This is a genomic window from Microbacterium sp. NPDC077644, assembly GCF_040702785.1.
In the GTDB taxonomy this organism is placed as follows: Bacteria; Actinomycetota; Actinomycetes; order Actinomycetales; family Microbacteriaceae; genus Microbacterium.
On sequence record NZ_JBFBME010000001.1, the window covers coordinates 117,288 to 135,018 of the forward strand.

Annotated in this window: 24 protein-coding genes and 3 tRNA genes; 21 read left to right on the plus strand and 6 right to left on the minus strand. The window is 66.6% G+C overall.

What is annotated here, in order from left to right; translation table 11 throughout:
* Positions 1-29 precede the first annotated feature (29 nt).
* A complete protein-coding gene (locus tag AB0269_RS00595; protein ID WP_366209258.1) occupies positions 30-623 on the minus strand; it encodes a hypothetical protein in 594 nt (197 codons plus the stop codon).
* Between the two features lie 37 nt (positions 624-660).
* On the opposite strand from AB0269_RS00595, the gene AB0269_RS00600 reads away from it, so the two are divergent.
* The 10 genes from AB0269_RS00600 (at position 661) to AB0269_RS00645 (ending at position 7,673) form a co-directional block, all read left to right on the plus strand.
* Entirely contained in the window at positions 661-1,578 is a 918-nt protein-coding gene (locus AB0269_RS00600; RefSeq protein WP_366209259.1) for a PfkB family carbohydrate kinase, read from the plus strand.
* An 87-nt stretch (positions 1,579-1,665) separates the two neighbouring features.
* Positions 1,666-1,747, plus strand: a tRNA-Tyr gene (locus tag AB0269_RS00605).
* Between the two features lie 121 nt (positions 1,748-1,868).
* On the plus strand, positions 1,869-2,741 hold the full coding sequence (locus AB0269_RS00610; RefSeq protein ID WP_366209260.1) for a bile acid:sodium symporter family protein: 873 nt from the start codon (positions 1,869-1,871) through the stop codon (positions 2,739-2,741).
* 9 nt (positions 2,742-2,750) lie between these two features.
* Positions 2,751-3,245: an FBP domain-containing protein gene (locus AB0269_RS00615; protein WP_366209261.1), complete on the plus strand. Its 495-nt coding sequence runs from the start codon at positions 2,751-2,753 to the stop codon at positions 3,243-3,245.
* 50 nt (positions 3,246-3,295) lie between these two features.
* Positions 3,296-4,093, plus strand: a complete 798-nt coding sequence (locus AB0269_RS00620) for an enoyl-CoA hydratase/isomerase family protein (protein WP_366209262.1) — start codon at positions 3,296-3,298, stop codon at positions 4,091-4,093.
* A gap of 100 nt (positions 4,094-4,193) precedes the next feature.
* Positions 4,194-5,390 (plus strand): hypothetical protein, encoded by a 1,197-nt coding sequence (locus tag AB0269_RS00625; RefSeq protein WP_366209263.1) that lies wholly within the window; start codon positions 4,194-4,196, stop codon positions 5,388-5,390.
* Positions 5,391-5,398: 8 nt separating this feature from the next.
* Entirely contained in the window at positions 5,399-6,187 is a 789-nt protein-coding gene (locus AB0269_RS00630; protein ID WP_366210468.1) for an inositol monophosphatase family protein, read from the plus strand.
* A gap of 201 nt (positions 6,188-6,388) precedes the next feature.
* A complete protein-coding gene (locus tag AB0269_RS00635) occupies positions 6,389-7,444 on the plus strand; it encodes a M23 family metallopeptidase (RefSeq protein ID WP_366209264.1) in 1,056 nt (351 codons plus the stop codon).
* Positions 7,445-7,494: 50 nt separating this feature from the next.
* Positions 7,495-7,566, plus strand: a tRNA-Thr gene (locus AB0269_RS00640).
* A 33-nt stretch (positions 7,567-7,599) separates the two neighbouring features.
* Positions 7,600-7,673, plus strand: a tRNA-Met gene (locus AB0269_RS00645).
* Here the strand turns inward: AB0269_RS00645 and AB0269_RS00650 are convergent.
* The 3 genes from AB0269_RS00650 to AB0269_RS00660 all read right to left on the minus strand — a co-directional run bounded on the left by AB0269_RS00650 (position 7,671) and on the right by AB0269_RS00660 (position 9,474).
* A complete protein-coding gene (locus AB0269_RS00650; RefSeq protein ID WP_366209265.1) occupies positions 7,671-8,666 on the minus strand; it encodes a site-specific integrase in 996 nt (331 codons plus the stop codon). The genes AB0269_RS00645 and AB0269_RS00650 overlap by 3 nt on opposite strands.
* A gap of 64 nt (positions 8,667-8,730) precedes the next feature.
* The gene (locus AB0269_RS00655) at positions 8,731-9,108 is read right to left on the minus strand and encodes a hypothetical protein (RefSeq protein ID WP_366209266.1); all 378 of its coding nucleotides are present in this window, start codon (positions 9,106-9,108) and stop codon (positions 8,731-8,733) included.
* An 87-nt stretch (positions 9,109-9,195) separates the two neighbouring features.
* Positions 9,196-9,474: a hypothetical protein gene (locus AB0269_RS00660; RefSeq protein ID WP_366209267.1), complete on the minus strand. Its 279-nt coding sequence runs from the start codon at positions 9,472-9,474 to the stop codon at positions 9,196-9,198.
* Between the two features lie 30 nt (positions 9,475-9,504).
* Here AB0269_RS00660 and AB0269_RS00665 point away from each other — a divergent pair, with 30 nt between their 5' ends.
* Positions 9,505-9,906 carry a hypothetical protein gene (locus tag AB0269_RS00665; RefSeq protein WP_366209268.1) on the plus strand — a complete coding sequence of 134 codons (402 nt, stop codon included), beginning with the start codon at positions 9,505-9,507 and terminating at the stop codon, positions 9,904-9,906.
* Between the two features lie 399 nt (positions 9,907-10,305).
* On the opposite strand, the gene AB0269_RS00670 is transcribed toward AB0269_RS00665, so the two are convergent.
* On the minus strand, positions 10,306-11,370 hold the full coding sequence (locus AB0269_RS00670; protein WP_366209269.1) for a replication initiator: 1,065 nt from the start codon (positions 11,368-11,370) through the stop codon (positions 10,306-10,308).
* Positions 11,371-11,641: 271 nt separating this feature from the next.
* Here AB0269_RS00670 and AB0269_RS00675 point away from each other — a divergent pair, with 271 nt between their 5' ends.
* The 6 genes from AB0269_RS00675 (at position 11,642) to AB0269_RS00700 (ending at position 15,089) form a co-directional block, all read left to right on the plus strand.
* The gene (locus AB0269_RS00675; protein ID WP_366209270.1) at positions 11,642-11,857 is read left to right on the plus strand and encodes a helix-turn-helix domain-containing protein; all 216 of its coding nucleotides are present in this window, start codon (positions 11,642-11,644) and stop codon (positions 11,855-11,857) included.
* Between the two features lie 149 nt (positions 11,858-12,006).
* Positions 12,007-13,104, plus strand: a complete 1,098-nt coding sequence (locus AB0269_RS00680; protein ID WP_366210469.1) for a tyrosine-type recombinase/integrase — start codon at positions 12,007-12,009, stop codon at positions 13,102-13,104.
* A complete protein-coding gene (locus tag AB0269_RS00685; protein WP_366209271.1) occupies positions 13,104-13,592 on the plus strand; it encodes a helicase associated domain-containing protein in 489 nt (162 codons plus the stop codon). The genes AB0269_RS00680 and AB0269_RS00685 overlap by 1 nt, the downstream gene beginning before the upstream one ends.
* On the plus strand, positions 13,585-13,854 hold the full coding sequence (locus AB0269_RS00690; protein ID WP_366209272.1) for a helix-turn-helix transcriptional regulator: 270 nt from the start codon (positions 13,585-13,587) through the stop codon (positions 13,852-13,854). Before AB0269_RS00685 ends, AB0269_RS00690 begins: the two co-directional genes overlap by 8 nt.
* A gap of 345 nt (positions 13,855-14,199) precedes the next feature.
* The gene (locus AB0269_RS00695; RefSeq protein WP_366209273.1) at positions 14,200-14,868 is read left to right on the plus strand and encodes a DNA-processing protein DprA; all 669 of its coding nucleotides are present in this window, start codon (positions 14,200-14,202) and stop codon (positions 14,866-14,868) included.
* On the plus strand, positions 14,865-15,089 hold the full coding sequence (locus AB0269_RS00700; RefSeq protein WP_366209274.1) for a hypothetical protein: 225 nt from the start codon (positions 14,865-14,867) through the stop codon (positions 15,087-15,089). Before AB0269_RS00695 ends, AB0269_RS00700 begins: the two co-directional genes overlap by 4 nt.
* On the opposite strand, the gene AB0269_RS00705 is transcribed toward AB0269_RS00700, so the two are convergent.
* Positions 15,080-15,379, minus strand: a complete 300-nt coding sequence (locus AB0269_RS00705; RefSeq protein WP_366209275.1) for a hypothetical protein — start codon at positions 15,377-15,379, stop codon at positions 15,080-15,082. The genes AB0269_RS00700 and AB0269_RS00705 overlap by 10 nt on opposite strands.
* Here AB0269_RS00705 and AB0269_RS00710 point away from each other — a divergent pair.
* The 4 genes from AB0269_RS00710 to AB0269_RS00725 are packed head-to-tail and all read left to right on the plus strand — an operon-like array spanning position 15,372 to position 17,686.
* A complete protein-coding gene (locus AB0269_RS00710) occupies positions 15,372-15,863 on the plus strand; it encodes a hypothetical protein (protein WP_366209276.1) in 492 nt (163 codons plus the stop codon). The genes AB0269_RS00705 and AB0269_RS00710 overlap by 8 nt on opposite strands.
* 17 nt (positions 15,864-15,880) lie before the next feature.
* Complete coding sequence (locus tag AB0269_RS00715) at positions 15,881-16,999, plus strand: alpha/beta fold hydrolase (RefSeq protein ID WP_366209277.1); 1,119 nt, start codon at positions 15,881-15,883, stop codon at positions 16,997-16,999.
* A 40-nt stretch (positions 17,000-17,039) separates the two neighbouring features.
* Positions 17,040-17,321, plus strand: coding sequence for a hypothetical protein (locus AB0269_RS00720; RefSeq protein ID WP_366209278.1), 282 nt, complete (start codon positions 17,040-17,042; stop codon positions 17,319-17,321).
* Positions 17,318-17,686: a hypothetical protein gene (locus AB0269_RS00725; RefSeq protein ID WP_366209279.1), complete on the plus strand. Its 369-nt coding sequence runs from the start codon at positions 17,318-17,320 to the stop codon at positions 17,684-17,686. Before AB0269_RS00720 ends, AB0269_RS00725 begins: the two co-directional genes overlap by 4 nt.
* Positions 17,687-17,731 lie beyond the last annotated feature (45 nt).

A 17,731-nucleotide genomic window follows, 5' to 3' on the forward strand; every position in this document is an offset into this window, starting at 1 on the left:
GGGGCCTTCGCCGTACGTCGGCACCTCGGCTAGTCGAACAGGTGCGCGACGATGCTCGCGGTGTATCCGCTGGGGGCGAGGTTCGAGTACCGGGTGTCGATCATGACGTCCTCGCGCCAGAAGAGGGTGCGCCCGTCGGTGACCGGGTAGTTCTCATTGGGCCAGGTCTTCTCGCAGCGGGTGCCCTCGTCCGGGGTGAAGCAGACGAACCCCTCGTCGTCGGCGAGCTCGTTGAGCAGATCGAGCGCCGGACCCCGGTTCATGTGCGAGATGGTCGTCGTCAGCCCCGTGGTGTCGGCGGCCGGATCGCCCCAGGCGCAGATCAGCGAGCCGTCGGGCTGGATGCCCGTGGAGCCGAACGCCGGGTCGTTCAACGGGATGCCGTCGAGCTGGGCGAGCGCGTCGTCGGAGAGGATCGCACGGCAGTCATCGGGAATCGGGATCGCTTCGGCCGCCGGGGTCGCGGTCGGATCCGGGGTGGCGGATGCCGCAGGCGCAGGAGTCTCGGACGCGGGCGACTCCGATGGCGACGAGGACTCGCCGGAGGGCGTTCCGCCGCATCCGGCGAGGCCGGCGGCGAGCAGGAGCGCGGCGGCTGCGGTGACGATGCGTGTGGCGTCCATGGGTCACAAGGTAGCGCGGGTGCGACACAATGATGGGATGCCGCACGCATCCTCCGTCGTCGTCATCGGCGACGCGCTCATCGACGAGATCCACGACGCCGGGGGAGTGCGCGAGCTCGTCGGCGGGGCCGCGCTCAACGTCGCGGTCGGACTCCGGCGTCTCGGCATCCCGACGACGCTCATCGCGATGGTCGGCGACGACGAGCCCGGCGCGCACATCCGCGAGTACCTCGCCGACCACGGTGTGACTCTGGTGAGCAGCCCGTCTCCGCTCGGATCGTCGCGTGCGATCGTGCGCCGCAACCGCGACGGCGAGCCGACCTATGCGTTCAACGATGCGGCGCAGCAGCGCAGCATCCGATACGGCGAGGAGGCGCTGCAGGCGATCGGAACCGCTGATCTCGCCGTGATCAGCTGCTTCCCGTTCGACCGCGTCGCCGAGGTGGATGCTCTCGCGGATGCGCTCGCAGGGGTGCAGGTCGCCATCGATCCGAACCCGCGGGCCGGCATGCTCGCCGACCGGGCGGAGTTCGTGCGCGGGTTCGAGCGGATCGCCGCCGGCGCCGCGGTCGTCAAGGTCGGTGCCGATGACGCCCACCTTCTGTACGACGGCGATCTCGACGCGCTGCGGGCGCGACTGCGCGGGCTCGGCGCCGGGGCCGTGCTTGCCACGGCAGGCCGCGAGGGCGCGGTGCTCGAGGCGGATGCCGGGGCGTTCGCGGCCCCGATCTCAGTGCTGCCCGGACCCGTCGTCGACACGGTCGGAGCCGGTGATGCGACGCTCGCAGCCGTGGCCGCAGGCATCGTCGCCGCCCGCCCGGAGCATGCCGTCGAGTGGCAGCGGCTGCTCGAGAGGGCGATGGATGTGGCGGCCGCGACGTGCCGCGCCGAGGGCGGCCTGCTGCGGACTCCCGAGTCGCTCGACGGCGGGGAACGCGGCGTCCGCGGCAGCTGATCGTTCGATTTCTTCCACCTGCGTCGCGCAGGTATGATGGATACTCGCGCCCCCGGTTGGCTGTACAAGCTGGACGGGTGTGCACTCGGCAAGTTACCCAAGCGGCCAAAGGGAGCTGACTGTAAATCAGCCTGCATTGCATTCGGGGGTTCGAATCCCTCACTTGCCACCGAACGAATCGAGCGTCGCCCCGTACGGGGTGGCGCTCAATTCGTTTATCGAGCCGTGCGGGATTCGGGGCATGACACCGGGCTCCGGCGTCCGCCATACTCGGTCTCATGGGATCAGCGTTGACCACCATCGGATTGCCCGTCGCTCTCGGGATCATCATGCTCGGACTCGGCCTGAGTCTCACACCGGCGGATTTCGCGCGGGTGCTCAAGCAGCCGAAGGCGGTGCTCATCGCCCTGGTCTGCCAGCTCATCCTGCTGCCGGCGATCTGCTTCGGCCTCGTGCTGCTTTTCCAGCTCCCTCCGGTGCTCGCGGTGGGCATGATGATGCTCGCGGCATCCCCCGGCGGCACCACGGCGAACCTGTACAGCCACCTGTTCCGCGGTGACATCGCGTTGAACATCTCGCTCACGGCCGTGAACTCGGTCATCGCGGTGATCACGCTGCCGCTGATCACGAACTTCGCGATCGCGTTCTTCGAACCGTTCGACGATCAACTCGGGCTGCAGTGGTCGAAGGCGCTCGAGGTGTTCGCCATCGTGCTGCTCCCCGTCGCCGCGGGGATGATCATCCGCCGCTTCTGGCCGAAGTTCGCCGACCGGATGGATCGCCCGGTCCGGATCGCCAGCGTGATCATCCTCGTCGTCGTGATCGCGGGAGCGGTGGCGTCGAACTGGTCGCTGCTCGTCGACAACGTCGCCCGGCTCGCCCTGATCACGGTCCTCTTCTGCGTGATCAGTCTCACCGTCGGGTATCTCGTGCCACGGGCGATGAGGGTCGCGAGCAGGCAGGCGGTCGCGACGTCGTTCGAGATCGGCATCCACAACGCCACCCTGGCGATCGTGATCGCGCAGAGCGTTCTCGGCTCGGACGAGCTGAGCCTGCCGGCCGCCGTCTACGGCGTGTTGATGTTCTTCGTCGCATTCGGATTCGGCTTCCTCATCCGAGGACGCAGCGGAGAGCGCGAGCCGGAGGCTGTCGCGAGTTCATAGACTGGGACGATGCGAGCGCTCACCGAGTCCGACGTCCGCGCGGCGTTCATCAACGCGACCGACGACGAGCTGCGGATGATCGAGATGCCGCACGACTTCCTGCTCGTCGACTGGGACTTCCACGATTTCCTCGCCTGGCGGGATCCGGCATCCAGCAAGCGCGGCTGCATCCTCGTGCAATCCGGTGACGAGGTGATCGGCGTCGTCGTTCGCGCGAGCGACCCGGGTCGCAGCCGCAACGGCATGTGCAACATCTGCCACACGATGCAGCCGGGCAGCCAGGTCGCCCTGTTCACCGCGCGTAAGACCGGTGAGGCAGGTCGCCGAGGTGACGGCGTCGGCACCTACATCTGCGCCGACCTGTCCTGCCACGACAACGTGCGGCTGGCGCATCCGCTCGCCCCGAACGAGATCCGCGCCGCCGGTCAGGTGGACATGCGACTGGACGGAACCCGTCGGCGCATGGAGGGCTTTGTCGCGCGGGTACAACAGGAAACGGACTGAGTGCACGTTCTGGCTAGGCTGGCGAAGTCCGCGCTTCGAAGGAGATGCCCATGAGCGATGCCATCCAGTTCTCGGTCGATGAGGGGCTCGCCCGCCTCACGCTCAACCGTCCGACCCGCCTCAATGCCTTCGGGTCGGAGCTCGCCCACGCGTGGCGGGATGCCACAGCCGAGGCGACGTCCCGTGACGACGTGCGGGCGATCATCCTGGATGCCGCCGGCCCCGCCTTCTGCGCCGGCGGCGACGTGATCGAGATGGCCTCCACCATGGGAGACGGTTCGCCGCTGACCGAGTTGGCGGGTGTCATCAACGAGGGGATCCGATCGCTCACCGAGTCGGCGATCCCCGTGGTCGCCGCAGCTCACGGCACGACCGCAGGCGGCGGCCTCGGCATCCTGCTGAGCACCGACTACGCGGTCGTCGGCAGCCGGTCGAAGATCGGCAGCCTGTACGCGAACATCGGCCTCACCCCCGACCTGTCGGTGTCGGCCCAGCTCGCGGATGCCGTCGGCTCACGTCGCGCCCTGCAGCTCGTGCTGCAGGATCGCCTGCTCAGCGCCGAAGAAGCCCTCGAGTGGGGCCTGGTCGCCGAGATCGTGACCGGTGAGGATGCCGAGGACGAGGCGAGCCGCGTCCGCGCCCGTGCGGAGGAGATCGCACGGTTCTGGCTCGCCGGGGCCGCAGCCGCGTACGGCGAGGCCAAGCGCCTGGTGCGCTCGCAGCCTTCGCGCTCGTTCGCCGAGCAGCTCGCCGAGGAGGCGCGCTCGATCGGTGCCGCGTTCGACACCCCGGATGCCAGGGCGCGGGTCGCGGCATTCGCCGCGGCATCCGCGAAACGCGCACGCTGAGTCCGCACGAGGACTTACCCACAGAACCCGCGGCACCCCCGCACGAGACGGTCCTCACGTGCGAGGATGATTCCAACGTCGGCCGAAGAGGGGGACCACCATGTCAGAGGTCAAGGAGTCCGGGGCGAAGCCGAACGCTTCGCTGCTGATCCGCGGGGCGATCTGGATCGCCATCGGAGCACTGATCGCGGCGGCACTGGTGTGCGTCGTGTGGGTTCTGATCGGTGATCAGGACGGCATCATCGGCCGCGCGTTCCTGACGATCCTACTGCTCGCGGCGTTCGCCGGCATCGCGATCCTCGAGGCAGGGCTCGCCCCCCGGCGCCCCGACTGGCTGGCGCTGGCGAGCATGATCACCTGGATCGTGGCCCTCATCGCCGGCGCCATCAAGATCTGGCTTCCCGATGAGCCCGACGAGTACACCGGCGGCGTCGGAAGGTTCTTCCTGCTGCTCGTCATCGTCGGCGTCCTGCAGCTGGGGCTCCTGCATGTGCGGCTGTTCACGCCGGCCGCTCAGCGCTACGTGACCACCTTCACCCGCGTGATCTATTACGTCACGATCGCGATGCTCGTGCTGCTCGTCGCGATGCTCGTGATCTTCCTGACGTTCCCCGACACGTTCGAGTACTCCGACCTCTACTGGCGCATCGTCGTCGCACTCGCCATCCTCACCGCGGTGGGCACGACGCTCATCCCGCTGCTGAACGCTCTGTTCGCTCCGAAGAAGCAGGTGGGCCCGCTGGCGGCACAGCCGTACGGCGCCTTCGCCGGCTCGGCCGCCGCCCTGCCCGCAGCGCCGACCGACCAGGGCGCCCAGCAGTGGCCGACCTACGCCGACGGCAGGACCCCGCTTCCGGTGCTGCCCGACGGCTCGCCGGATTGGAACGCGTATTACACCGGCCATCCGACGCAGCAGACGCCAGTGCAGACCTACTACCCGACCCCCGAGACGACTCCGTCGTTCCCCACCGTTCCCGCGGACGGGCATGCGCAGCTGCTGGTCTCCTCTCCTGACGCGCCGATCGGAGCGGATGGATACCCGGTGCCGCCGGCCGGGGCGCCGGCCGCGCACGACGGCATCGCCGGTGAGGGGGCTGCAACGCCTGTTCCTGAGAAGTCACCTGCTCCCGAGCACGCACCAGTGCCCGAGCAGGCACCAGCGCCCGAGCAGGTGCAAGAGCCTGAGGAGCCGCCGGTGCCGGAGCAGCCGCAGGTTCCGCCGCACTCGGCGGAGCCGCCGACGCCTCCGGCCGCGCCCGGCGCATTCCCGCCTCCGCCTCCGGCGCCCCTCCGGTGAACGGCGACCTGCCCATCGAGGTCGAGCTGCAGGAACTCGCAGCCGGCATCGCCCGCGAGGCCGGCGAACTGGCTCGCGAGCGCCGGGCTGTCGGCGTCGCACTCGCGGCGACGAAGTCGACCCTCGCCGACATCGTCACCGAAGCGGACCGCGAGGTCGAGCAGCTCATCCGCGACCGGCTCAGCGCCGATCGGCCCGGCGACGGGTTCCTCGGCGAGGAGTCGGGCGCGGCGGACAGCGAGACGGGCATCACATGGGTCGTCGACCCGATCGACGGCACTGTGAACTACGCGTACGGCATCCCCTCCTACAACGTCAGCATCGCCGCCGTGCGGGGCGGTGACGCCCCTGACGCGTGGGAGGCGCTCGCCGCCGCAGTCTACGCGCCCGCCGTGGATGAGCTGTTCACGGCGGCCAGGGGCGGGGGAGCGTGGCTCGGCGGGCGGCGGCTCGGTGTGACGGGGCCCAACCCCGCCGGTGCGCTTCTGGCGACCGGGTTCGGATACGATCCGGCGACGCATGACGGTGACCTGGCGACCGTCCGCCGGGTGATGCCGCTCGCCCGCGATCTCCGGCGTATGGGCTCGGCGGCCCTCGACCTCGCGTACGTCGCGGCGGGGCGGCTCGATGGCTACTTCGAGCGCGGGCTGAAGCCGTGGGACTTCGCTGCGGGAGCGCTCCTCGTCGAAGAGGCGGGCGGGCTGGTCACGCGCATCGACACGGCATCCGCCCGTCCCATGATCATCGCTGCGGGGCCCGAGCTGCACGCCCGTCTGTCGGCTGTGCTCGAAATATGAATTTAACCGCGGCGCGCATGACTTTCCCAGTGGCGCCACGGTAGGGTTTTTCTGTTTGTTACCGGCGCAACCCGAATGCGCAGGTCCCCCCGAGTTCGACGAGTCACCCGAGAGACTGCATTGCCCTTCGACACCTCCCCGGCTGAGTCTGTGCCCACGCGCCGCTCCAGCCGTCACCGGAACGCGGATTCCGCGACCTCGGTGACCATCGAAGAGGCGTCGCCGGCAGCTCCCTCCGATGTTCCGGTTTCGCCGCTGTCCCGCCGCGCGCTGCGCGAGCGCATGCGCGCCGCCGAGACCGAGATCGTCGTCGAAACGCTCATCGAGGAGCCGGCCCAGATCGCGTCCGACTCCGTCGACGACCCAGCGCTCGCGGAGGACGCCTTCGTCGCGGCATCCAGGGCTTTCGCGGCCGTCACCAGCAGCCTCCCCGTCGCGCAGACGCCGTCGGCGCAGCGACTGCCTACCGCAGCCACCGCGATCCACACGGCCTCGCGTCGCGCCGGACGCCGCCGCAAGGTCTTCGCGGCCGGAGCCACCGTCGGCATCATGGGGATCGCGGGGATGCTCGCCGTCTCGATGACCCTTCCGGCCGAGGCGCTCGCCGCCGCTCAGGGCGGTCAGACCTCCGCCGCGATGTCGTTGGTCGCGGCATCCCAGAGCGTTTCCTCCTCCGAGACCGACGAGATCCAGGCGTACGTCGCATCGTCCGACGTCCAGAACGAGGCCATGCAGCGTTCGGAGGGCTTCTCAGCAGCATCGCTGATCGACCTCGCCGCCGAGCAGGGCATCTCGTACTCCAACCGGATCTACACCAACGACCCGACGGCGGCGATCCAGTGGCCGTTCATCGTCGGTGTCGGCATGAGCTACGGGTACGGCATGCGCAACGGCACGCTGCACGAGGGGCTCGATCTGCTCCCCGGCGACGGCGCCCCTGTGCAGTCGATCGCCGACGGCAAGGTCCGCATCGCGACCGAATCCGGCGGCAACTACGGCGTCACGGTCTACATCGATCACATGATCGACGGGAAGCTCATCACGAGCCACTACGCGCACATGCAGTACGGCTCGCTGCAGGTCGTGGCCGGTCAGACGGTCGAGGTCGGCGACATCATCGGCAAGGTCGGCAACACCGGCCGCTCGTACGGTGCGCACATGCATTTCGAGCTCATCGTCGACGGCTCGACGATCGATCCGCTTCCCTGGTTCAGCGAGAACGCCGGGAGGAACGATGGGGTCTCCCCGGTTTCGTGAGAACGCCGAAGTGATGGTATTCTCGTGTGGTTGCCTTCACGGGTGACAACGCCCCGATAGCTCAGTGGCAGAGCACTTCCATGGTAAGGAAGGGGTCGTCAGTTCAATCCTGACTCGGGGCTCGCAGCTTCCGCCTCACCGGCGGAAAGCCGTGCGGCAGGGTAGCTCAGTTGGTGAGAGCGCACGACTCATAATCGTGAGGTCGCGGGTTCAAGCCCCGCTCCTGCTACTGACCAGGACCCCCGGATTTCCGGGGGTTTTGTCGTATGTACCCGACGTCAGCCGCGTTCTCACCCCCTCGAAAAGTGACCTCACGATTCGCGCCGCTTACCGCTTCCCGTATTGCGAGGGCGGCTTCGGTGCCCGATACGTGCGTGTATCGCTCGGTCGTCGTGATGGATGAGTGGCCCGCGACCTTCTGAATGTGCGCCGGGGCGATGCCGTGGCGTGCGAGCCGGGATAGGAAGGTGTGCCGCAAGTCGTGAAACCGAAGCGGGTTTCCGTCGGCGAACGTGGCGATGTCATCACGTATCGCGTGCCAGCGGACGGCCCGCGCGAGGTTGCCGCTGTCGAACGGGCCGCCGAGCTTGCCGGTGAAGATGTGGGCGCGCCCGTATCGACGCGCGCCGTCGAGCCAGGGAGCGAGTTCCTCAAGGATCGGCACTTGTCGCGACTTGCCACTCTTTGGTGCGCGCTCAACCAGGCGACCATGCCCATCTGGCGAGAACGTGCGACGCACTGTTAGGAAGCCGCGCTCGTCGAGATCCTCCCACCGGAGCCCCACGAGCTCGCCGAGTCTAAGGCCCGTGAACGCCAGGCCAGCGAGTGCGCGTTGCCCGAACGGGTGGGAAGCCGTCAGGGCGAGCATGCGGCGCACCTGAAGCTCGTTCAATGCGCGAGAAGTCCACTCGGCCTCGCGTGCCTTACCACGCGCCCGCGGGAGTGATCGGCAGGGGTTGGACGGGAGAAGGTCGTCCATGACGGCGAGCCCGAGCAGTTTGGACAGCAGCGCGATCGCGTCGGCCTTGGTCGAATCCGCGCCCGACCACGTTGCACGAGCTTTAGCGATCGTGAGCGGGCGAATATCGGCGAGGGGGAGCGAGCCGAGGGAGGGCTCGAGGCGAAGCTTCCACGCGCGGGCATACGACTGTTGTGCGTTCGACGTCAGACCGTCCTCGACGAGCGCGCGGTACTCGCCGAGGAACTCGGCGAGCGTCGTCACGGTCGGATCTAGTCTCACATTTGGAGACTACATGGACCCGAGCGTCTAGTGCAACAATATGCGACTAGCTGTTCGGCTGTGGGGGATTTCTCTCCGACATGCCGACGGCGAACGCTGCGGGATCGATGGTGATGCCGGGGAACTCGTACACGTCCGGGTGTTCCCCGAACACTCGCCGGAAAAGCGCGATTCGACGGTAGAGCGACGAGCGGCTCATGCCGAACTGTTGCTGCATCCCGTCGAAGCCACCGACGAGTCGCCACGTGACCCAGAAGCCGAAAAGGTCGAACAGGTTCGAGGTCGTGTAGCCGCGCAGGGCGGACTTCACGAACGGTAGTGCGGCGTAGATCGCCTTATTAGCCTTCGCGTTCGTGTCGTAGTACGCGCCCCAGGCTTGTTCGAGCGCTTGCTTTGCCCGCCCCTCGCCTTCGGGGGATGGCATCCGTTCTGATCGGAAGTCCGTCACGATGACACGTCCTAGTCTCGAATCTTGGACTATCAGCGTAGCCGCAGCGTGCGACTTCAGCGCTCAGGGTTGCACGTCCACCACGACCCCTGATCCAACGACGCGGGTCCCGCCCTCCACAATGTCGAAGGCGACGCCTGGTTGCAGTTCGCCGTAGTTCACGGGGAAGACCGCGTGCAGGCTCACCTGGGTCGGCTCTCCCGGCGCAAGAATCGCTATGTCATCGTGCCGGAGAGTCACTCCTAGTAGTTCGCCGTCGCCGACGCGCACGTGGGGCCTGTACTCGCCGCGAAGTCCGGCTGGGTTCGACCTACCGCCCTGATCCGCTCGAAGCATCGTCACGGTGGCGCCTATCAGTAACACTTGCCCAGTATGGCTCTCGCCGGGGCATGCTCCCGAAATCTTCTACACAAGATCAAGTTCATGGTTGGGTCTCGTGATGAGATCAATGCCACCGCGACCCCGAACGGAGACGAGGGGCCCGCAGTCGCGTTGACCTTCCTCAACGAGTGGCTGGTTGAGTCTGTGGGGCGGTGGAACGGCATCTACACCGTGATCGGTCAAGTGGAAGCAGTATTGCCAGAAGGCGAGAGCTGGCAGGTGCTCAGGTTCATCGAAGACGCTCCGCTCACCCCACTCGAGAAGACGACTCTTCTAGGCGCGATTGAACCGTTCCGTGGCGCAATAAGCAACTTCGGGATTGACCTGGACGAGTCGCCGACTGAGCTTTCAGGCCCAGCGCTAGTGGTTCGGCCAATCGCGATGTTTAGATAGGCGGAAAACTGCTGCCGCCCTACGCGCTGCGCGCTTCGGTTGCCATCAAGCACGACTCTTCGGTCCTGAATGCGATGCCCCCAGGCGGCAGGGCCATGCTCGCCCGCGCCGGTCGGCGCTGGGCTGCGCCTGGCCCACGCCGCCTCACGAGCGCACGTACTCAGACCACGTCGGGAGGGCGCGAGATCGCACAGCGATCACCGAGGCCGATGCGTGCCATGGGCACTCGTGACGGAAGAACACCTCGGCGTCGCTTGCCGTGTCGCACAAGCCCGCGACTACGCCGAGCAATCGTCCGGGGCTGCCGAACGCGTTGCGTTCGTGCAGGTCCCAGTCCGGGCGCATTGCCGCTGCCTGGTTGTAGGAAGCTCCAAGGAAGTCCATTTCGATTCCAATCAATTAGGGCGCGGACGGTCCGCGCGTGACGACCTCACGACGCGCTCGCGCCGCGACGTTTTCGAGTGCGGTTGGAGCGGGCGCCGGCTTCGGCGCATCCGGGGTGTGTGACCGCATCTCCCACCAGGCCCGGCGCATCTGCCGCTGCACAGTGCGCGTGAGGCCCGTGAACGACCAGCCCACGCGGCTCCTGGTGCGCCGCGACGCCGACACCACCTGCGATCGTGAGCCGTATCGCTGGTGTACCAGGCCTGAACAGTTCTGCGGCTCGCACGTCACGCCGCACCGCATCCGGCGCGCGGCATCGTCGAGTGCGACCTGATGGTGCCACACCGCGACCGGCACGTCGTCGGCATCTGTCGCGACGTCCTTGAGGACGTAGTTCAGCGCCTTGGACAAGTACCAGATCGTCTTCGCGCCGTCGCCATCCGCTCGGAACGCATCGCATTTGGCTTGAGTGCCCCATTCAACGAGCGAACCGTCGACCCGCGATATTGCCGTTGCGGTGCGTGCCGCGTCACGTACTGAGGTCGCTGAGGGAGCTTCTCGGCGCGCGATTCGGATAATCGCATGAATGTGCAGCACACCGCGGTCCTGCCACTCTCGGACGATGAAGTACTCGAGCGTTGACCAACGATCCCGCAACCGTCGCCGAGTGCGATCCCAAAGCACACCGGCGTCCCGATTCCACGCGACCTGCCCGACGTAGTCGTATGTCGCAGCATTGAGAGGGACACCGCGCAGCCCCGCGTCTCGGGCGGAGTGTCGGCTGCCGCATCCGCAGCGCACGGGAACGCCCGAGCGGGGTACGCGGTGCACCTGTCCGAACGACGGCGCCGTCAGCGTCAGCAGGTAGAAGCTGAACTGTTCGACGGGTCCGTCGAAAACCCCTGATCTAGCGATCGCAGCCCAGTCGCCGCGATAGAGCTCAGCGCAGGACGCGCAACGCGACTTGATGCGCGAGCCGCACCGCACCCACACGCCGGTAGCCGTCTTGACGGGGGAGGAGCACCCGCGAGCGAGCACTTCGGCTGCGCCAGGGTCGATTGTTTCGGAGTCTGCTCGCATGGCGAGCGGCTACGGGTACAGGACTCATAATCGTGAGGTCGCGGGTTCAAGCCCCGCTCCTGCTACCAAGTTCCACCTTGATACACGCGGAATTCCGCGGAAATCGAGGACGTGTATGTGGAACACAGACGGGCCCCGACAAGGGGCCCGATCCGTTTTTGGTCCGTTTATCGCCGAGAACGAGGTCGATCGCGAACCTGCTGCGCAGGTGCTACCGGTTCGCACGAGAATCCCCGAACACGATCCGGTTGACACCGGGTATGTGCTCGTCATGACGGACATCACGATCGCTCGACTGCTCACCACCGATGAAGTCGCCGAGATCCTGCAGGTCTCGAAGCGCACGCTCGAAGCCTGGCGGATGACCGGAGACGGGCCTGCTTGCATCAAGGTCGGCAAGCACGCGCGGTACCGCGAGGCTGACGTCGCCGACTGGATCAACGCGCAAACCCCGATCTCTCCGATGGCGAACAAGGGCGCAGCCTGATGGGGCGCCGGCCGCTGAAGGTCGGTGAGCTCGGGAGCGTGACCTTCACCCCCGTTCGCGTCGGGTTTCGGGCGCGTTGCCGAACTCGAGACGCCGGTGGGAACGATCGTCGGCCGTCTGCGATCGGTGAGACCGAGGCCGTCGCCTTGATGGCGCTCAAGGCCGAGGTCCTCCGCATGGTGTTCGGGGCGGAGACCCTGAGCGAGGACACGCCCCTCTCCGTCCTCTTCGGGCTCTGGATCGAAGACCGCGACGGCGCGATCCGCAAGCAGTCCGTCCGGATCTACAAGAGCACGATCACATGGCTTGACCCCCTCATCGGCGCCATCCCGATCGGCGAAGCGCGGCAGCCTCTGCGAGTGAAGCGCATGCTGAAGGCCGTCGAGGAGGCGCGAGGAGAAGCCGCGCTGCAGCAGGCCCGAGTGGCGCTCAACGGAGCCTTCGTCATGGCGATCGAGAACGGAGTCATCGAGCACAACCCTATGAGGTCCCTTCGCCGTCAGCAGAAGAAGCGGAAGGTACCGAAGAGCCTCACGGTCGCGCAGGTGAAGGTGCTCCGTGAAGCGGTGGTGCGACGAGAAGCCCGTATCGCCAAGTGGTCCCGCGAGTCCCTGCACGTGCTCGGGTGGGTCATCGAGATCATGCTCGGCTCCGGACTGCGCATCAACGAGGTCCTCGGGCTACGCCACTGCGACATCTCCTGGGAACGCGGGCGCCTCGAGGTGACGGGAACGCTGATCGATGACCCGGACGACTGGCACCTGGTCCGGCAGGAAGAGCTCAAGGGCCGCGGGCAGGCGCGGATCATCGAACTGCCGAAGTACGCATTGAAGGCGCTTGCCGCGGCCAGACTCAACGCGAGCACGATTCCCGCGCGTCTACCGCACATGCCGGCCATCCAAGGACAGGCAACAGGGAAGTGGGTCTCCGCACGCAACGTGCGCCGATCCCTGCGCGACCTTCGCCAGGACGAGGAGTTCGTTAAAGCCCTCGCAGCTACAGGTCTTGTCCCGGACGACATCACACCGCACATCATCCGGAAGACGGCCGCGACGCTCATCGCGAAGGAGACCGGCGACATCCGAGACGCGCAGCATCTACTGGGTCACGCCGATCCCAGGACGACCTCTAACGACTACGTCGGCGAGGCCTACCGTGCAGTCGGCAATGCCGCGCTGCTGGATGCCCTGCTCGGCGACCCGACAGATGGCGGGCCGGCCGAGCCACCGCGCTCCATCGGATTCTGATGCCACGCACCGGGTATGTGGTGAGCGTGTCGACGACCGATGACCGATTCGAGCAGACCGTGGCGGAGTGCGCGCAATACGCCTCGAAGCACGGCCGGATGCCGACCCGGCATACTCCGGATGCGGAAGACCGTTCCCTCGGCCTCTTCCTCCAGCGGATCCGCCAGGCCGACCGCGGGACGACGAAGGACATCATCCTGACTCCAGACCGCGTCGCTGTGCTCGATGAGGTGCTTCCGGGCTGGCGCGGCCGCGGCGCACGCCGCGACGTCGACGAGCAGATTCGCGAGATCGCAGCGTTCGTCAAGAGGCACAAGCAGTACCCACACAACCGTGCCGTGATCGACGAGGCCGAACCGAGGCTCTACCGAATCCTCAACCACCTCCGACGCGCAGCCGACGGCAAAGGGAACGTCGCCCTGACCCCCGAGCGCCGTCAGCTGCTCGATACTCTGCTCCCCGACTGGAACCGGAAGACCGATGCCTGAGACCGCCTCGCCCATCACCGACGCCCTCCGACTCCCTGCCTCAGATAGAACGGGCCTCGGGAAAGCACTGGCTGCCGAGCGGCAGGCGCAGGGCATCACGCAGCGGCAGATGGAAGCCGCGACGACCGTCCCACAGGGACGGATCAGTCGGATCGAACGCGGAACAGCTCACGCAGCCCTCTGGGAGATCGCCGCGATCGGCGCCGTCCTGGGACTCGACGCCGAGATCGTCATCACCCGCAGGGAGGGACGAACGCCGTGAGCGGGAATCTAGATGCGGGCGAACTGCATCGGCCTTAGGCCATCGCAACAGGAGGAGTCGGTGTGCCCGCCAGAGACCCACTGGCGTGCGATGTCGGTATTGCGGGTCAGAGGATACATGGATCGAGGTGCGGCACGAAGTACTCGAGGGGAGCACTGCATACGCACTTGCCGGTGTGCAGGTGAAAGCCGCGATCCGCAGGTGGCCATCCGCGGTCTGCGACGGGTATGGGCACGAGAGCGGTGGCCGGAGGGACGAGACGCGGGCGTCCACGGCGTTGGAGTTCGACAGTGAGAACGCTGACGGCACCTTCGGTGAACGAGCATCGCAGGGTATGTGGAGGGCATGGACACAATCAACGAGATCACTCCTCAGCATCCGCACTGGCCCGCCGGTCTTCGCGACCTGAACGAGCGGATGCCGCAGAGGCTGTGGGTGCGCGGCGCGACCGCCGTGCTGGCTCTTCCTGGCGTTGCTCTTGTCGGCGCGCGTGCCAGTACATCGGTCGGGAATGTCAACGCACGCCAGATCGCAGACGAGTGCGGCGACGCGGGATTCGCGATCGTCTCCGGTCTCGCGTACGGAGTCGACGCGGCCGCGCACAGCGCCGCTGTCTCCCGACGGATGCCCACCGTCGCCTACCTCGCCGCTGGGGTCGACCGGGTCTATCCCGCCGCCCACCACGACCTCGCGCAGTCCATCGTCGACTCCGGAGGCGCGCTGGTTTCGGCATACTCGCCCGGGTCGACACCAACGCGTGAGCGATTTCTGGAACGGAACGGCCTCATCGTCACCCACTCGCGCGCCATCGCCGTCGTCGAAGCAGGGTTCCGGTCGGGCACGCTGAACGCCGCCCGCCAAGCGAGGGAAGCCGGACGTCCGGTTGGAGCGGTTCCTTGCTCTGAAGAGGTGGCTCAGCACGCAGGGTGCAACGCCCTGATCCGAGACGGGCATGCCACGCCGATCAGCTCCGGAGCCGAGCTGCTTGCTCTGATCCCACAGGAACGTGGATGAGCGCCGAGCGTCGGTGGAGGCAACGGATCACGGGCACACATGATCGCGGCCAGCGGATCCATGTCAGCATCGCCGCCTGGGGACGTCTGGTCGAGACGTCCGAGATCGTCTCGCTGATCTCGGCCGCGGAATCCGGTGATCTCACAGAGAGCGGCGGCGAGTATGCGGCCGGTCCGCGGCGGATCGCTTTCGCACCGATGACGGGCAGCGATCAGACGTAGTACGAGCCTTTCTCCCCCTGAGCTCGAGCCTGCTCGGCGCCTTCGGTGTCTCCGGTGGCTTCGAGGTGCTGAGCGAGCTCTTCAGCGCGCTGGCGGCGCTCCTGCCGGTACTGCTCTTCACGCTCCTGGTGGGCAGCGTTACGCCGAGCGGCCTCCTCGCGTGCGTCGCGCGCGAGCTGCTCACGAGCCTCGGGAGTCGGCTGAAGCTTCGCCCGGGTCAGGACGGTCTCCCAATCGCCGTCGTAGTCAGAGACCCGGTTCTCCTTCACCGTGCCGGAGGCGATGACCACGCGACTACCTGCATCGGGCGGGCACACCGCTCCCGGCCATCGTCTATTCCGCACCGGTGGAGCCGCGATCATCGCGGGTTGCCTCGTCGAGGCCATCACCATGACGCTGGATCATCTTCAACTCGGGAATCCGGCACTGGTGCAGATGGCGTATTGGGGCTTCGACGCCCTGTTCTACCCAGGGGTGACACTCATCGCCAGTGGAATGCTCTATTTCTCGATCAGACGTATCTCACGGGCGCGCCGGATTCGGCGGCGAGCAGACGGTCTCCGCAAGATCATCACTCGGAATGGGCTGCCATCGCTCGATGACGAGGTGGGACACCCGGCAGACACGTACACGGTCTACTCCCTGCTGATCCGCATCAATGACCACCGGATCCTCGGCAACCTCACCTTGAGTCCCATTGAGGCCACGTTGGTAGGCGATTCAGAAGTCTGGGTCGAAGCTGACCTCCCACAGATGATCGAGGCAGCCGGGTGATTGCGAAAGGGAAGCACATGGGATCAGGACTCCTCGTTTGGCTGACGGCAGTCACCTCTCTGATCGTGGCAGTCGGATTGCTCCTGGTGCTGGGCGTTGTATTGGCACGCAAGGCCGCTTCCTGGAAGATTCGACGGAACGAGGATGTTCTGGCATACGACGACACCACGATCACATTCAAGCGCACGCCCGAGAGCGCGCATCCGGGAACGTTTGTAGTGCACTATCCGAACGGTGCCGCTCAAGTCGGCGACATCGTTGATGCAGACCATTGTCGCGTCACTCGCACCATCATCCGTCAGCGAGGCAGCCTCGCAGGCGTTCGGGCGGTTAGGTGGGAAGGAGAGACGCACTTCAGCCCAGACGAAATCGGAGAGCACTCCGAGATCACAATCCATGGGCCGCTTGCGCCATGTCCTGCGTGGCAGTTCGGGCCGGACGGCGGCGACACGTGGTCAATCCACATCCACGGTATTCGGGCGGATCGGCACAACGCGGTGCGGAGCGTCCCCGCGGCGGCAGCCGCAGGCCATACAAGCCTGGTCGTTTCTTACAGAGGTGACGCCGACACTGGGGCAACCCGCGGTCGTGCGGCATCACTTGGAACATCGGAATGGGCTGACATAGATGCTGCCGTCAAGTACGCGGCCGCCCACGGTGCCAAGCGAGTCTTCCTCTTTGGCTGGTCAATGGGCGCATCCATCGCGCTCCTAGTCGCCGAGCGCAGTGCGGTCCGCGACGCGGTTGCGGGTCTCGTTCTCATCTCCCCGGCATCGGATTGGCGTGGGATCATCGCGCATGGCGCGGCGCGGCGACGACTCCCCGCCACGGCGGGACTTCTAGGGCACCTGATGCTTTCCAACCGGCCACTCAGCCAATTAGTCGGCCTCACGACTCCGGCCAACTTCCAGGATCTGGACTGGACCATCCCCGGACGCCTATCGATTCCGACCCTGGTCATTCACTCACCTGGGGACCGAACCGTGCCGTTCTCCATCACGAAGAAGTTCGTTGAGGCTGGTGGTGACAAGGTGACGCTCTACACGGCACCTGACGCGGACCATTCCTGGGAATACAACGTCGATCCAGAGGGCTTCGACGCTGCGATCGCGAGTTGGCTGACTACCGTCGCATAGTTCACTGGGGCTTCGGCGGCGCGCCGGGTATGTGACCGGCATGAACTGCAACGGCATGTGCTTGACCGGCAGCGACCTCGGCGAGCCAGGTGACCTTGTCGCGTATCCGCACCCGGAGTGTCCAGTTCACAACCGCATCTTTTCGGCGTTCATCGAATCCGGCGGTGACGCGGGCCTGTGGGCTGGAGAGCTCGAGCGATGGCAGCTCGGCCTTCCGTCGCCGTGGGCGGAATCCCACGGTCTCGCCCCGGTCACTGATTCGTTCATGGAAGCGACCATCCTGACGATCCGTCTTCACGCCCATCGGGAGCAGGCGGCATGAAACTTCCAGCCCTGACCCCTCGGATGATGACGGTCCTCACCTGGATCGCGGTCTTCACGGCTGCGGCGCCCGCGACCGTCATGGCCGCAGCGCCGACGGTGATCTGGCTGGAAGGCATAGCAGCCGACACCGGGCCAGGACTCGGCGCCTGGATGATCCTGCTCGCAGCCTCCCTGACGGCACTGGTCGGGTTGCTGGCGTATCTCATGGCCTGGGGGTGGCCGTTGGCCATCATCTTCCTCGCCGGGCGAGCAATTCGTGGCCTCAGACGGAGATTCCCGAGTGTGAAACAGGCAAGCGCCCACACAGACCGAGTCTCGCGTCAGCGAGGGGCACAGCACCCGAACCGGTCGAATGCGCGTTGAAACGGGCGCTACGGGACGGAGAGAGGCGCTTTCCGTCGGCTTGGG

Bases quoted from the DNA above. Each gene is read 5' to 3' on its own strand.
- AB0269_RS00700 (WP_366209274.1), top strand. From the start codon at position 14,865: ATGAGCGCCGAGCGTCGGTGGAGGCAACGGATCACGGGCACACATGAT.
- AB0269_RS00615 (WP_366209261.1), top strand. From the start codon at position 2,751: ATGCGAGCGCTCACCGAGTCCGACGTCCGCGCGGCGTTCATCAACGCG.
- AB0269_RS00715 (WP_366209277.1), top strand. From the start codon at position 15,881: ATGGGATCAGGACTCCTCGTTTGGCTGACGGCAGTCACCTCTCTGATC.
- AB0269_RS00595 (WP_366209258.1), bottom strand. From the start codon at position 623: ATGGACGCCACACGCATCGTCACCGCAGCCGCCGCGCTCCTGCTCGCC.
- AB0269_RS00720 (WP_366209278.1), top strand. From the start codon at position 17,040: ATGAACTGCAACGGCATGTGCTTGACCGGCAGCGACCTCGGCGAGCCA.
- AB0269_RS00655 (WP_366209266.1), bottom strand. From the start codon at position 9,108: ATGCCATCCCCCGAAGGCGAGGGGCGGGCAAAGCAAGCGCTCGAACAA.
- AB0269_RS00600 (WP_366209259.1), top strand. From the start codon at position 661: ATGCCGCACGCATCCTCCGTCGTCGTCATCGGCGACGCGCTCATCGAC.
- AB0269_RS00675 (WP_366209270.1), top strand. From the start codon at position 11,642: ATGACGGACATCACGATCGCTCGACTGCTCACCACCGATGAAGTCGCC.
- AB0269_RS00670 (WP_366209269.1), bottom strand. From the start codon at position 11,370: ATGCGAGCAGACTCCGAAACAATCGACCCTGGCGCAGCCGAAGTGCTC.
- AB0269_RS00710 (WP_366209276.1), top strand. From the start codon at position 15,372: ATGACCACGCGACTACCTGCATCGGGCGGGCACACCGCTCCCGGCCAT.
- AB0269_RS00685 (WP_366209271.1), top strand. From the start codon at position 13,104: ATGCCACGCACCGGGTATGTGGTGAGCGTGTCGACGACCGATGACCGA.
- AB0269_RS00725 (WP_366209279.1), top strand. From the start codon at position 17,318: ATGAAACTTCCAGCCCTGACCCCTCGGATGATGACGGTCCTCACCTGG.
- AB0269_RS00680 (WP_366210469.1), top strand. From the start codon at position 12,007: ATGGCGCTCAAGGCCGAGGTCCTCCGCATGGTGTTCGGGGCGGAGACC.
- AB0269_RS00665 (WP_366209268.1), top strand. From the start codon at position 9,505: ATGGCTCTCGCCGGGGCATGCTCCCGAAATCTTCTACACAAGATCAAG.
- AB0269_RS00695 (WP_366209273.1), top strand. From the start codon at position 14,200: ATGGACACAATCAACGAGATCACTCCTCAGCATCCGCACTGGCCCGCC.
- AB0269_RS00625 (WP_366209263.1), top strand. From the start codon at position 4,194: ATGTCAGAGGTCAAGGAGTCCGGGGCGAAGCCGAACGCTTCGCTGCTG.
- AB0269_RS00690 (WP_366209272.1), top strand. From the start codon at position 13,585: ATGCCTGAGACCGCCTCGCCCATCACCGACGCCCTCCGACTCCCTGCC.
- AB0269_RS00620 (WP_366209262.1), top strand. From the start codon at position 3,296: ATGAGCGATGCCATCCAGTTCTCGGTCGATGAGGGGCTCGCCCGCCTC.